Annotated in this window: 8 protein-coding genes and 3 rRNA genes; 3 read left to right on the forward strand and 8 right to left on the reverse strand. The window is 59.7% G+C overall.

Annotation, left to right across the window (positions count from 1 at the left end; translation table 11 throughout):
• Window positions 1-24: 24 nt before the first annotated feature.
• Window positions 25-1,047: an HAD-IIA family hydrolase gene (locus HCR84_RS09660; RefSeq protein WP_434063560.1), complete on the reverse strand. Its 1,023-nt coding sequence runs from the start codon at window positions 1,045-1,047 to the stop codon at window positions 25-27.
• Window positions 1,028-2,302 carry a hypothetical protein gene (locus HCR84_RS09665; protein WP_195706623.1) on the reverse strand — a complete coding sequence of 425 codons (1,275 nt, stop codon included), beginning with the start codon at window positions 2,300-2,302 and terminating at the stop codon, window positions 1,028-1,030. Before HCR84_RS09665 ends, HCR84_RS09660 begins: the two co-directional genes overlap by 20 nt.
• Window positions 2,303-2,392: 90 nt before the next feature.
• Between HCR84_RS09665 and HCR84_RS09670 the strand changes: the two genes are divergently transcribed.
• On the forward strand, window positions 2,393-3,355 hold the full coding sequence (locus HCR84_RS09670; RefSeq protein ID WP_166984513.1) for an NAD(P)H-dependent flavin oxidoreductase: 963 nt from the start codon (window positions 2,393-2,395) through the stop codon (window positions 3,353-3,355).
• A gap of 129 nt (window positions 3,356-3,484) precedes the next feature.
• Here HCR84_RS09670 and rrf read toward each other — a convergent pair.
• From rrf to tyrS, 4 genes are all read right to left on the reverse strand, one after another.
• Window positions 3,485-3,601: ribosomal RNA gene (rrf, locus tag HCR84_RS09675) — 5S ribosomal RNA — on the reverse strand.
• 96 nt (window positions 3,602-3,697) lie between these two features.
• A 23S ribosomal RNA gene (locus HCR84_RS09680) occupies window positions 3,698-6,839 on the reverse strand.
• Between the two features lie 439 nt (window positions 6,840-7,278).
• Window positions 7,279-8,810 (reverse strand): 16S ribosomal RNA (locus HCR84_RS09685).
• Together the 16S, 23S and 5S rRNA genes form the textbook arrangement of a ribosomal RNA operon.
• Before the next feature lie 534 nt (window positions 8,811-9,344).
• Window positions 9,345-10,649, reverse strand: a complete 1,305-nt coding sequence (gene tyrS, locus HCR84_RS09690) for a tyrosine--tRNA ligase (RefSeq protein WP_166981670.1) — start codon at window positions 10,647-10,649, stop codon at window positions 9,345-9,347.
• A gap of 126 nt (window positions 10,650-10,775) precedes the next feature.
• On the opposite strand from tyrS, the gene HCR84_RS09695 reads away from it, so the two are divergent.
• Window positions 10,776-11,387: a DNA-binding protein gene (locus HCR84_RS09695; protein WP_166981667.1), complete on the forward strand. Its 612-nt coding sequence runs from the start codon at window positions 10,776-10,778 to the stop codon at window positions 11,385-11,387.
• A gap of 9 nt (window positions 11,388-11,396) precedes the next feature.
• A complete protein-coding gene (locus tag HCR84_RS09700; protein WP_166981664.1) occupies window positions 11,397-11,996 on the forward strand; it encodes a hypothetical protein in 600 nt (199 codons plus the stop codon).
• Between the two features lie 3 nt (window positions 11,997-11,999).
• Here the strand turns inward: HCR84_RS09700 and HCR84_RS09705 are convergent, their stop codons facing one another.
• Window positions 12,000-12,605 (reverse strand): DNA-3-methyladenine glycosylase, encoded by a 606-nt coding sequence (locus tag HCR84_RS09705; protein WP_166981661.1) that lies wholly within the window; start codon window positions 12,603-12,605, stop codon window positions 12,000-12,002.
• A 2-nt stretch (window positions 12,606-12,607) separates the two neighbouring features.
• Window positions 12,608-14,038 (reverse strand): argininosuccinate lyase, encoded by a 1,431-nt coding sequence (gene argH, locus HCR84_RS09710; protein ID WP_166981658.1) that lies wholly within the window; start codon window positions 14,036-14,038, stop codon window positions 12,608-12,610.
• Window positions 14,039-14,040 lie beyond the last annotated feature (2 nt).

The following is a 14,040-nucleotide window of genomic DNA, read 5'->3' on the forward strand; positions in this document are numbered from 1 at the left end:
CCGCAACGGTGCTGGGCAGGCACGCTACGAGTAGAGCTGCTCGGGAACGTTGAAGCCGAAGATTTGGCGCCCACTTGCCCAGATCACCGCGCTGGCGGCACGCAGCCGGTTGAGGGCGGAATCGCCCTCGCGAGCGATGACGATCTGTCTGCCGTCTTCCACGCGCACAACGGCGTCTCCGACCTTCGCCTGCGTGTTGTCACGCGAGAGGTCTGTGACCGGATACGGCTCAAACAGTTCACGCAGATCGGACACAACGAAATTAGGATGCGAGCCCTCTGGCGCCGCGAGAACGTGCTTTGCCCGGTCAACACCCGTCAGAACGAGCAGCGAGGCAATGCCTGCCCTGTTTGCCCCGAGTATGTCCGTGTCGAGGCGATCGCCGATGAAGAGCGGATGCTGCGAGTCGAAGCGAAGCTTCGCCTCTTCGAAGATCGGAACCTCTGGTTTGCCCGCCACCTCGGCAAGGCGCCCGACGGCCGTGTGCACCGCAGAGACGAGGGTCCCGTTGCCCGGGGCGATTCCACGATCGCGGGGTATCGTCCAGTCGGTATTTGTCGCGATCCAGGGCAGGTCGTTTGCTTCGCGGCCATCCTGCAGGGCGTAGGCGGCCTCGGCAAGCTGCGTCCAGTCGACGTCCGGGGCGAACCCCTGTACGACAGCATCCGGACGATCCTCCGAACTTCTCGTCACCCGATAGCCGGCCTTCGTCAGCTCATCGATAAGTCCTTCACCGCCCACAACCAGCACGAGCGCCCCATCCTGCACTTTTGTGCGCAGGAGGCGAACGGCGGCTTGCGGACTCGTGATCACGTCGCGCGCAGTCGTCTCGAGGCCGTACCCGCGCAGCTGCTCGGCCACGGCCGCATCGGTGCGGGCTGCGTTGTTGGTGATGTAGCCAACCCGGATGCTCTCGGTCACCCGTGTGAGGCTTTCTACGGCATGCGGAATCGCCCTGTGTCCGGCGTAGACGACTCCGTCGAGATCGGCGAGCACCGCATCGATTCCCTCGAGCGGCATCACGGTCTTAGTCTTGCGTCGGCCCAGCACCGTCAACGGCCTCCTGGTCTTCGTTCGTGTCTTCCTCGGAAACCTCTGCATCGGCTTCGCCTGTCTCGGGCGAAAGCTCCTGCTCCTCTTCGACGACGACGATCGTCTCGTCTTCGTCGACCCGATCCGCCTCGTCAAGCGCCGCGGCGGCGATCTCCGCGCGTGACCGCCAGACGTCCGCCTCCTCATGCCGCTCAAGCTCGTCGAGAACTTCAGCGTAGGCGTGGAAAAGCGCGGGGCTCCAGCTGAATGCGACTGTCGGGTCGAGTTGAGGAATCTGCAGTTCACTCAGCGCAAGCGCGGCCTGGCCGAGGTCAAGTCGGGCGCCGGACATCGCAATTGCGAGCGTTGCCTGCACCCCGGGGCTCAGCGTCGATCTGTCGACCGAGCGACCGAGCTCAAGCGCGCGTTCCGGGCGGCCAACGCCGCGTTCGCTGTCGACCATCAGCGGAAGCTGCTCGTCTGAGCCGCTGATTCGGCGATAGGTGCGCAGTTCTCTGAGGGCGAGAGCAAAGTCACCCGTTCGATACGCAGTGACAGCCAGAGTCTCTCGCACAACAGCGATGCGACCGGCGCGGCGGGAGGCGCTCACGGCGTGCCTGTGGGCCAGCTCCGGGTCATCGTCGATGAGTCGAGCCACCATGGCCAGGTGTCGGGCCACGCCTTCGGCGTTCTCCTTCGAGAGCGTCTTGAGCTCGTTGCGGGCCGATCTGTGCAGGTCTTGGTCTGTGATCTCGTCGGGAATCTCGGGGTCATCGTGCCGAGGTCGCACGGACCGAAGCTCACGCTGTCGAATCTGCTCTTCTGTGAGTTCTTCCTCGTGTGCCGGTGCGTTGCGGTCGCCACGAGCGGGTTTGCCGTCGCGTGTCCACAGCTGTTGATTACGTGAACCACCGCGGTCGGGGCGGCCTCCACGCTCGGGACGGCCTCCACGACGGTCACCGTCACGCGGGGGCCGACGCTCGCCGTCACGCTTCTCGAAACGACGATCCCCGTCGCGAGGAGGACGCCGGTTACCATCACGCGGCGCGTACTGACGAGCTCCGTCGCGGGGCTGCCGCCGGTCGCCGCCGGTGCGCGGCGTGTTCGTGCGGTTGCCATCGCGGGGAGGGCGACGATCACTGTCTCGAGAGCGACCGCTGTCTCGAGAACCCTGTTGGGCTCCACGACCGGCATCAGAGTGCCGATCGCGCGCATCCTTGCCCCGACGCGACTCCGAAGAGCGCTCTGAGTCGTCGCTGTCGTTCGTCATTGTGGGGTCCTCCTGGTCGGATGCGCATATTGAGTTTGTGGGACCAGCTGTAGCCGATCCGGATCCAGCTTACGTCAATAGACTGAAATCATGATGAACGCGCTACTCAAAGTGCTCGCCACCCGGAACGTTCCCGTCGCAAACGCATCGATGGCCGGCGCTGCAGGCGCTGATCTTGCTTCCGCCGTCAGCGCGGCTGGCGGCATCGGCATGGTGGGCGTCTCGGGAACGCCGAACCTCGAGACACTGGCTTCGGCAGGCGAACGCCTCGAGCGCGAAGGTGCTGTCTGGGGCGCGGGGTTTCTCTCCTTTGCCCTCGACCGCGACATGGCTCCGCTTCAGGTGGTGCTTGCACACCGGCCCGCTGTTGTGACGCTGGGATTCGGGCACTCAGAGCATGCGTTTGCCGCGGTGCGAGACACGCCAGCTGTTCTGCTTGCCCAGGTAGGAAACGTCATCGAGCTCGAACAGGCCGTCAGCGCGAACGTCGACGGCATCATCGTGCGCGGCTCGGAGGCGGGCGGACATGGCCGGAATGAGATCAGCACCCTCGCCTTCCTCCAATTGGCCGCAGAGCGCACGGCGATTCCGATCCTGGCCGCCGGCGGCGTGACGACGCCGCGAGGCCTCGCAGCGGTCATGACGGCAGGAGCGGTCGGGGCCTGGATCGGCACGAGGTTCACCGTTGCCACGGAGTCGCAATTCTCGGATGCTGCACGGCAACGGGTCATCAATGCGCGAAGCGGCGACACCGTCTATACGCGAGTCTTCGACATTGCCCAACGTGGAGCGTGGCCACCCCACTACGGCGGTCGGGCGCTGTCAAACACGTTCAGTCGCACGTGGAACGGGCGCGAAGAGCTGCTCGAGCAACGCGTTGCAGCATCTGACGAGATCACCGACGACATGAAGGATGCTCGAGCTCGCGACCGTTTCGACGTCGCGCCCATCTATTCAGGAGAGGGTTCAGCCATGATCACGCGCGTCGAATCGGCAGCCGAGATCCTTCACGACTTCGCCACATATTGCGACTACCTCCCCGAGGAAAACTAGATACGCAAAAGGGGCATATACCGAATTGGGTATATGCCCCTTGTGCTAGCCACCAACAGTGAGCTGGTGGGTTAACTGGTGAAGGCCACCCTGGTTGGGGTGGCCTTCACACTGTGTTGCTGAAGTTAAGTCCGGCGGTGTCCTACTCTCCCACAGGGTCCCCCCTGCAGTACCATCGGCGCTGAGAGCCTTAGCTTCCGGGTTCGGAATGTGACCGGGCGTTTCCCTCTCGCTATGACCGCCGTAACAGTCTGTGACGCTATGAACACACGTGTGTGTGTTGTTTGGTTCTGACCGTGCGTCAGGAACCACAAAGTGGACGCGAACATGCAGCATGTTGGTGTTATCAAGTTATCGGCTTATTAGTACCAGTCAGCTCCACACCTTGCGGTGCTTCCACATCTGGCCTATCAACCCAGTCGTCTACTGGGAGCCTCTCCCCCATAAATGGGGATGGAAATCTCATCTCGAGGCCGGCTTCCCGCTTAGATGCTTTCAGCGGTTATCCATCCCGAACGTAGCTAATCAGCGATGCCACTGGCGTGACAACTGACATACCAGAGGTTCGTCCAACCCGGTCCTCTCGTACTAGGGTCAGATCCTCTCAAATTTCCTGCGCGCGCAGCGGATAGGGACCGAACTGTCTCACGACGTTCTAAACCCAGCTCGCGTACCGCTTTAATGGGCGAACAGCCCAACCCTTGGGACCTACTCCAGCCCCAGGATGCGACGAGCCGACATCGAGGTGCCAAACCATGCCGTCGATATGGACTCTTGGGCAAGATCAGCCTGTTATCCCCGAGGTACCTTTTATCCGTTGAGCGACAGCGCTTCCACAAGCCACTGCCGGATCACTAGTCCCGACTTTCGTCCCTGCTCGACCTGTCAGTCTCACAGTCAAGCTCCCTTGTGCACTTACACTCGCCACCTGATTGCCAACCAGGTTGAGGGAACCTTTGGGCGCCTCCGTTACTTTTTAGGAGGCAACCGCCCCAGTTAAACTACCCACCAGGCACTGTCCCTGAACCGGATCACGGTTCGAAGTTAGATATCCAGAGTGACCAGAGTGGTATTTCAACAACGACTCCACGAACACTAGCGTGCCCGCATCATAGTCTCCCACCTATCCTACACAAGCCACACCGAACACCAATACCAAGCTGTAGTAAAGGTCACGGGGTCTTTCCGTCCTGCTGCGCGTAACGAGCATCTTTACTCGTAATGCAATTTCGCCGAGTTCGTGGTTGAGACAGCTGGGAAGTCGTTACGCCATTCGTGCAGGTCGGAACTTACCCGACAAGGAATTTCGCTACCTTAGGATGGTTATAGTTACCACCGCCGTTTACTGGGGCTTAAATTCACAGCTTCACCCACAAGGGGTTGACCGTTCCTCTTAACCTTCCAGCACCGGGCAGGCGTCAGTCCGTATACATCGTCTTGCGACTTGGCACGGACCTGTGTTTTTAGTAAACAGTCGCTTCCCACTGGTCTCTGCGGCCACCACACCCTTTCCCGCGCAAGGCGGTATAAGCGGATGGCCCCCCTTCTCCCGAAGTTACGGGGGCATTTTGCCGAGTTCCTTAACCACGATTCTCTCGATCTCCTTAGTATTCTCTACCTGACCACCTGTGTCGGTTTGGGGTACGGGCAGCTAGAACCTCGCGTCGATGCTTTTCTTGGCAGCATAGGATCATCGGATCATACCCTTTACGGGTTCCCCTTCAACTCTCAGCCTTCACGGGAAACGGATTTACCTATCTCCCGGCCTACAGCCTTGGCCTGGGACTACCATCGCCCAGGACCGACTACCTTCCTGCGTCACACCTGTTAATACGCTAACCGCACCAGCATGGGGTCGAGCGTTCACCACAACCATCCACCCCCTTCGAAAAGGAAGCTTCCGTGTCATGGCTAGGACTCTTAGCACCACTGGATTAGCTTGGGCGGTTCTTCGCCGGTACGGGAATATCAACCCGTTGTCCATCGACTACGCCTGTCGGCCTCGCCTTAGGTCCCGACTTACCCAGGGCGGATTAACCTGGCCCTGGAACCCTTGGTCTTCCGGAGGACGGGTTTCTCACCCGTCTTTCGCTACTCATGCCTGCATTCTCACTCGTGTAGCCTCCACGGCTGGTTTACACCGCCGCTTCACCGGCCACACGACGCTCTCCTACCCATCAACACACCTGAACCAACACGAAAAACGTGCGGCTTGGTTACTAATGTCAATGCCACAACTTCGGTGGCGTGCTTGAGCCCCGTTACATTGTCGGCGCGGAATCACTTGACCAGTGAGCTATTACGCACTCTTTCAAGGGTGGCTGCTTCTAAGCCAACCTCCTGGTTGTCTCTGCAACTCCACATCCTTTCCCACTTAGCACGCGCTTAGGGACCTTAGATGGTGGTCTGGGCTGTTGCCCTCTCGACGATGAAGCTTATCCCCCACCGTCTCACTGCTGCGCTCTCACTTTCCGGCATTCGGAGTTTGGCTGACGTCAGTAACCTGTTGAGGCCCATTAGCCATCCAGTAGCTCTACCTCCGGAAAGAAACACGCAACGCTGCACCTAAATGCATTTCGGAGAGAACCAGCTATCACGAAGTTTGATTGGCCTTTCACCCCTATCCACAGCTCATCCCCTCCATTTTCAACTGAAGTGGGTTCGGCCCTCCACGTGCTCTTACACACGCTTCAGCCTGGCCATGGATAGATCACTTCGCTTCGGGTCTAGGACATGCGACTGAATCGCCCTATTCAGACTCGCTTTCGCTACGGCTACCCCACACGGGTTAACCTCGCCACATATCGCTAACTCGCAGGCTCATTCTTCAAAAGGCACGCTGTCACAGCAACAAGGCTGCTCCAACGGATTGTAAGCAAACGGTTTCAGGTACTATTTCACTCCCCTCCCGGGGTACTTTTCACCTTTCCCTCACGGTACTTGTCCGCTATCGGTCATCTGGGAGTATTTAGGCTTATCAGGTGGTCCTGACAGATTCACACGGGATTTCTCGGGCCCCGTGCTACTTGGGATACTCTTCACGCGATCATGGCATTTCAGCTACGGGGTTCGCACCCTCTCTGACCGGTCATTCAAAACCGTTCGCCTATACCACTCACAACGCCCACCACATGTCAGCATGATGAGAAAAGTCCCACAACCCCGACCATGCAACCCCTGACAGGTATCACACATGACCGGTTTAGCCGGATCCGGGTTCGCTCGCCACTACTACCGGAATCACTATTGTTTTCTCTTCCTGTGGGTACTGAGATGTTTCACTTCCCCACGTTCCCTCACCCCGCCCTATACATTCAGACGGGAGTGACCAGGCACCCATAACAGGCCCCAGCCGGGTTTCCCCATTCGGAAATCCTCGGATCAAAGCTCGTTTATCAGCTCCCCGAGGCTTATCGCAGATTACGACGTCCTTCTTCGGCTCCAGATGCCAAGGCATCCACCGTTTGCTCTTAGAAACTTGATACAACATGAGTATGAATCGAAATCAATCTTATAAATAAGACAAATCTTGACCAATGGTCCGAACAAAAAATTGTTCGAACATATTGTTTTCATTCAAGAAACACAAAAAGTGTTTCTAAGATGCTCGCGTCCACTGTGTAGTTCTCAACGTACGGTCGGTACCGAAAGCAGCCCCCAAAAAGGAACCCACCCACGGTCCGAGAAACCCGCGGCCCCACCCCAAAAACAAGGGCAAAACCAACCTGGTCCCTCAGGACCCAATAACGTGCACGCCAACCCAACAACCAGACCACTGTTTCCCACCCCAAAGAGGCGTACTCCAACAACCCAGCCACCCGGCCGGCCACATCAAATGTTCCACCCATGAGCTAGCCGCCAGAACACGAACGGTCCTGATACAGCCTGCTGGACACCCATAACGAGTGCCAGATGCTCCTTAGAAAGGAGGTGATCCAGCCGCACCTTCCGGTACGGCTACCTTGTTACGACTTAGTCCTAATTACCGGTCCCACCTTCGACAGCTCCCTCCACAAGGGTTAGGCCACCGGCTTCGGGTGTTACCGACTTTCATGACTTGACGGGCGGTGTGTACAAGGCCCGGGAACGTATTCACCGCAGCGTTGCTGATCTGCGATTACTAGCGACTCCGACTTCACGTAGTCGAGTTGCAGACTACGATCCGAACTGGGACCAGCTTTTTGGGATTCGCTCCACCTCACGGTATCGCCGCCCATTGTACTGGCCATTGTAGCATGCGTGAAGCCCAAGACATAAGGGGCATGATGATTTGACGTCATCCCCACCTTCCTCCGAGTTGACCCCGGCAGTATCCCATGAGTTCCCACCATTACGTGCTGGCAACATAGAACGAGGGTTGCGCTCGTTGCGGGACTTAACCCAACATCTCACGACACGAGCTGACGACAACCATGCACCACCTGTATACGAGTGTCCAAAGAGTTGACCATTTCTGGCCCGTTCTCGTATATGTCAAGCCTTGGTAAGGTTCTTCGCGTTGCATCGAATTAATCCGCATGCTCCGCCGCTTGTGCGGGCCCCCGTCAATTCCTTTGAGTTTTAGCCTTGCGGCCGTACTCCCCAGGCGGGGAACTTAATGCGTTAGCTGCGACACGGAGACCGTGGAAAGGCCCCCACATCTAGTTCCCAACGTTTACGGGGTGGACTACCAGGGTATCTAAGCCTGTTTGCTCCCCACCCTTTCGCTCCTCAGCGTCAGTAGCGGCCCAGAGATCTGCCTTCGCCATCGGTGTTCCTCCTGATATCTGCGCATTCCACCGCTACACCAGGAATTCCAATCTCCCCTACCGCACTCTAGTCTGCCCGTACCCACTGCAGGCTGGAGGTTGAGCCTCCAGATTTCACAGCAGACGTGACAAACCGCCTACGAGCTCTTTACGCCCAATAATTCCGGACAACGCTCGCACCCTACGTATTACCGCGGCTGCTGGCACGTAGTTAGCCGGTGCTTTTTCTCCAGGTACCGTCACTTACAAGAAGCTTCTTCCCTGACAAAAGAGGTTTACAACCCGAAGGCCGTCATCCCCCACGCGGCGTTGCTGCATCAGGCTTTCGCCCATTGTGCAATATTCCCCACTGCTGCCTCCCGTAGGAGTCTGGGCCGTGTCTCAGTCCCAGTGTGGCCGGTCACCCTCTCAGGCCGGCTACCCGTCGTCGCCTTGGTGAGCCATTACCTCACCAACAAGCTGATAGGCCGCGAGTCCATCCCCAACCAGTAAAACCCTTTCCACCCACAGACCATGCGGTCATGAGTCATATCCAGTATTAGACACCGTTTCCAGCGCTTATCCCAGAGTCAGGGGCAGGTTACTCACGTGTTACTCACCCGTTCGCCACTAATCCACACCAGCAAGCTGGTGCATCATCGTTCGACTTGCATGTGTTAAGCACGCCGCCAGCGTTCGTCCTGAGCCAGGATCAAACTCTCCGTAAATGCATAAAAACTGACCAAAAAACAGCCAGCAAACATCAACGCGAAACACCCCAAAAGAGGCGAATCACAAGTTCAATCATGACAAAACAAACATCATTGCTGACATTCGCTATCAATCAATCAATTTCAAAGGAATCCCAACCCCACAAAACGCGAGGCCGAGGTTCAAATAATTGGCATTTGACATGTGCACGCTATTGAGTTCTCAAGGACCAGACGCACCCAAAATCAACACCCCCAAAACAGGAGCACATCACTCTGGAGCAACCTTCCAATCTTACCACCGACGCACAAGCTATTTCGACGTAACATCGAAGCTGTGTGAGGGTGATTTCGCCGATTGAGGCCCGTGAGCTTCTCGCTCTTCGGCACCTTTGTGGCGACAGATGAATACTTTACGCAGAGTTCACCCGCTCGGCAAATCACGGCTGGCGCCCGGGCGTGTCGTGAGTGACCGTCGGATATTTGCGTTCCCGACACCGAAAAAACGGCGGCCGTTCCCCGCAGAGAACAGCCGCCGTTTCGAGCGTCTGCTCAGGGCGTGACGGTGACGCCGGCGAGCGTCTTCTTTCCGCGCCGAAGCACGAGGAAACGATCATGGAGCAGCTGATCTGCGACAGCATCCGCCGCCGCCACCTTTGTGTTGTTGAGGTAGACGCCACCCTGTTCGATGGCACGTCTTCCGTCGCCGAGGCTCTTCGTCAACCCGGTGTCGACAAGAAGCTGCACGACACTCGCGCCGGTTCCTGATGTGCTCGCCGTGTTCGGCAGTTCGGAGAGGGCAGCCTCAAGAGTCGCCTCGTCGAGTGCGGTCAGATCGCCCTGGCCAAAAAGGGCACCCGCTGCATCGATGGCGGCTTGCGTCGCCGCCTCTCCGTGCACAAGGGATGTCACCTCCCACGCCAGTCGCTTCTGCGCTTCGCGCCTGAACGGCTCGTTTTCGACCGTGGCTGCGTACTCTTCGATTTCTGCCCTGCTCAGGAACGTGAAGACCTTGAGCCGGTCGATGACATCAGCATCCGCTGCATTCACCCAGAACTGGTAAAACGCATACGGGGTGGTCATGGAGGGATTGAGCCAAATGGCGTTGCCCTCGCTCTTGCCGAACTTTGTGCCGTCTGAGTTGACGATCAGCGGCGTGCCGAACGCCTGGACACTGACGCCCTCGACGCGGTGCACCAGGTCGGCGCCTCCAACGAGGTTGCCCCACTGGTCACTTCCACCGGTCTGCAACACACAATCATGCCGGCGGTAGAGCTCGAGGAAGTCCAGTGCCTGCAGGAGCTGGTAGCTGAACTCGGTGAAGCTGATTCCCGCATCTGAATTGAGACGCGCTGAGACGGCGTCTTTCTTGAGCATCGCACCGACTCTGAAGTGTTTGCCGATATCCCGGAGGAAGTCGATAGCGGTGAGATCGCCCGTCCAATCAAGGTTGTTCACCATGCGGGCGCGATTGTCACCCTCGAAGCTCAGGTAGTTCTCGATTTGGGCACCGAGCGAGGCAACCCACTCGGAGACCGTCTCTTTTGTCTGCAGCGTGCGCTCGGCCGAGGGGCGCGGGTCACCAACTAGACCGGTCGAGCCACCGACGAGACCGAGCGGCTTGTGGCCAGCGAGCTGAAGCCGTCGCAGGGTGAGCAACTGAACCAGGTGCCCAAGATGCAGGCTCTCCGCCGTCGGGTCGAACCCACAGTAATAGGTGATCGGCTTCCCACCGAGGAGCTCTTTCAACGCCGATTCATCTGTCGACACCTGAACGAGTCCTCGCCACACGAGTTCGTCCCAAACGTCATCAAAGGCAGCATCATTTTTCTGAAGGGAAAGCGCGGGATTCGACACGTTCAATACAGTACCAGCGCCGTCCTCCCTCAACTCGTCGCGCTTTAGCTTATTTCCTCATTATGGCTGGCTTTTGTGTTTTTACTAAAGTATGCTGGATTCACGGTTCACCCTGAAGGGAGCCTCATGTTCGTCATCACTGCCGACCAGGTAGACAGCCGCCATACGAGCGATGCCGTTGAAGACACGCTCGCCGCGGTCAACACCGCTCATAAGCGCACACTCCTGCTCCCCGCCGAGCGTACAGCAGGAGACGAGATTCAGCTTCTCACCGACGACGCATCGACGGCGCTCTCCATTACGCTTGAGCTCTTCCGCGAGGGAAGATGGAGCATCGGTCTCGCCATCGGCGATGCGGAGTTCCCCCTCGGGAGCTCGACCCGCGCATCGACGGGAGATGCATTCTTCGCCGCCCGGGCTGCAGTGGAGCGCGCGAAGCCTCGACTCGTGCGATTCGCCTGCGAACCAGGAGCACGAGCCGACCGACAGCAGACCGAAGATCTCGACGCGCTTCTCAGCATCCTTCTGCTTGTTCTTGATCGCCGGACGGACGGCGGGTGGGAAGTGCGCGACCTCCTCTCAACGGGCATGACCCAGGCGGAGGCTGCTGAGCACTTGGGAATCACACCGGGCGCCGTCAGCCTTCGTGTGCGCGCCGCCGGCATCAGGCAAGAAGATGCCGCTGTCGGAGCGCTGGTACGTATGCTCGAGAACCTCAACCCAATGCCGGAGGCTTAAGGAGCACTCATGCCGTTCGAGATACTGGACATCGTCTACTGGGCGACAACTGCCGTGTTCCTCGCTGTTGCGACAGCACTCGCTCTTGCGGCCCTTCGGCGCCCGCGTGCCATCATCGTGACTGTCTCGGGTGCTTTTCTCGCCTCGGCACTCGCGCTCGCAGCGCTGCCGTTCGCTCCGCTCCCCCTCCCCGTCGCCGTCGTCGTTGCGGGACTCAGCCTCGTGATCGCGGTCATCGGCGGCGGCCCCGCGGCGACGGTGGTGTTGGAAGCGGCAACGCGGGGAACCGTGATGCCGGGCACACACGGCGGAATTCTTCTGGCTCGCTCAGACCGCCGCGTCACAGACACCCCCTCTGTCGCACCCGCAAAAACCGAAGAGGTTATGAGGGGCGGGCTTGTCATTGGCATTCTCGAGCGGCTCGCGATCGCGGCGTCTCTCATGGCGGGATTTCCCGGGGCATTCGCCGTCGTCGTCGCCGTCAAAGGGGTCGGCAGATTCACGGAGCTCGCAGAATCAGAGTCCCGCGAACGGTTCATTATCGGCACGCTCACGAGCATCATCTGGGCGACAGCCTCCGCGGGCGTCTGGCTGCTCGCGATCGCCTAAGGCTCACTCGGCACGTGGATGCCGCTTGTACGGCGAAACCGTTGGGTCGCCCTCAATCCAATAGCGCCACGGATACGAGCTCCCGCCGCCCGCGCCGCTGACACCGGTTCGCGGACCGGCGAGGACGCGCGCGGGCGCGTCACCCTCGTGCAGCAGAAAAGGCGGCGCAAACAGATCGGAGCCATCGTCGGCTAGCTGAATTCCGAGCGCAACCGCCAGCCTGCCCGGTCCGCGAGCAAGATCACGGTCGGCCTTCGATGTCGTTCGCCTGCGTCGCGCCAACTCGATGCCCTCAACAACCTCGCCGCCACGCATGAGCAGCCCTGAAGGCTGACCTTCGGGCGAGCAGACGATGTTGCCGCAGACATGCATTCCGTATGTGAAGTAGGCATACAGGTGCCCGGCGTCACCGAACATCGAGGCATTGCGCTTCGTCTTGCCCCGGTGCGCGTGAGAACCCGGATCAACCCCGTTTCCCACGTATGCCTCGAGCTCACTGAGCCGAATCGTCACGGTGCCTTCCGGCGTCGTGTGGCTGATCAGACTGCCCAACAGCGTGGGCCCAAGCTCCACGGCAGAGGCCGCGAGGGTCGAACGGTCAATCGGCATGGTCAGCGCGTCAGCCCAAGATCGTGACTCAGTGCGTTGACGCGGTCGATCAGCTCGGCCTGCTGCTCGGCAACTCGCTCGGGCGCCGTGCCACCGGCTCCCAAGCGACTTCCGATGGAGCCGCTGACGGTCAGCACACTGCGCACCGTTGGAGTGAGGTGCGGTGATATCTGCGCGAGGGTCTCATCGTCTGGCTCATCGAGATCGATACCGAGCTTCTCGCAGTGCGCCACGAGCTCCCCGCTGATCTCGTGGGCATCGCGGAACGCCACGCCCTGCTTCACGAGCCATTCCGCGACATCCGTCGCGAGCGAATACCCTTGCGGCGCCTGAGCCGCCATGCGCTCCGTATTGAACCGCAGAGTCGCCACCATGCCCGTGAACGCCGGAAGCAACACTTCGAGAGTGTCGACGGTGTCGAAGATGGGCTCTTTGTCCTCTTGCAGATCTCTGTTGTAGGCGAGCGGGAGCCCCTTGAGCGTTGCAAGCAGCCCAGAGAGATTGCCAATCAGACGACCCGATTTTCCCCGCGCGAGCTCCGCGATGTCGGGGTTCTTCTTCTGCGGCATGATGCTGGAGCCCGTTGAATAGCCATCGTCGAGGGTGACGTAGTCGAATTCGCGCGAGTTCCAGAGAATGATCTCTTCTGAGAACCGAGAAAGATTGATGCCGATCATCGCCGTGATGAAGGAGAACTCGGCGACGACGTCTCGGCTCGCTGTCGCGTCGAGGGAGTTCTCGCTCGGGCGGTCAAGCCCGAGCTCTCTGGCCACAAGTGCGGCGTCGAGCCCGAGAGTGCTGCCGGCCAGAGCTCCCGCGCCATACGGAGAAGCGGATGCTCTCACGAGCCAATCGCGGATGCGCTCAAGGTCTCGCACGAGAGGCCACGCGTGAGCCAGCAGATGGTGAGCGAGAAGAACGGGCTGGGCGTGCTGCAGGTGCGTGCGCCCGGGAAGGGCTGCGTCAGGGTGAGCCTCCGCCTGCGACACGAGCGCGTCGATCAGTTGCACGAGCTGCAGACCGATCACGCGTGCGTGATCCCTCAGATAGAGCCGCACGAGCGTGGCAATCTGGTCGTTGCGGCTGCGGCCCGCGCGCAGCTTTCCGCCCAGATCCTTTCCGGCGATCAGAATGAGACCGCGTTCAAGCGCGCTGTGCACGTCTTCATCAGCCTCGGCCGCAACGAAGCGGCCATCGGTCACCTTCACATCGAGTTCGGTGAGCGCGGCATGCATCGCTGAACGCTCGTCTTCGGTGAGATAGCCTGCCGCGGCCAGCGCGGTGGCATGGGCTTTCGAGCCCAGAATGTCGTAGTGCGCAAGCGTCCAGTCGAACTGCGTCGACTTGCTCAGCGCCGCTAACTCGGGCGATGGCCCGCTCGCGAATCGGCCACCCCAGAGGGCTCCGGCTTCGCCTGCACGATTCGTCGTCATAT

The organism is Paramicrobacterium fandaimingii, assembly GCF_011751745.2.
GTDB classification, from domain to species: Bacteria; Actinomycetota; Actinomycetes; order Actinomycetales; family Microbacteriaceae; genus Paramicrobacterium; species Paramicrobacterium fandaimingii.

Excerpts from the sequence above, each read along its gene's own strand:
- HCR84_RS09665 (WP_195706623.1), bottom strand. The coding sequence starts at position 2,302 with ATGACGAACGACAGCGACGACTCAGAGCGCTCTTCGGAGTCGCGTCGG.
- HCR84_RS09670 (WP_166984513.1), top strand. The coding sequence starts at position 2,393 with ATGATGAACGCGCTACTCAAAGTGCTCGCCACCCGGAACGTTCCCGTC.
- HCR84_RS09695 (WP_166981667.1), top strand. The coding sequence starts at position 10,776 with ATGTTCGTCATCACTGCCGACCAGGTAGACAGCCGCCATACGAGCGAT.
- HCR84_RS09700 (WP_166981664.1), top strand. The coding sequence starts at position 11,397 with ATGCCGTTCGAGATACTGGACATCGTCTACTGGGCGACAACTGCCGTG.
- HCR84_RS09705 (WP_166981661.1), bottom strand. The coding sequence starts at position 12,605 with ATGCCGATTGACCGTTCGACCCTCGCGGCCTCTGCCGTGGAGCTTGGG.
- argH (WP_166981658.1), bottom strand. The coding sequence starts at position 14,038 with ATGACGACGAATCGTGCAGGCGAAGCCGGAGCCCTCTGGGGTGGCCGA.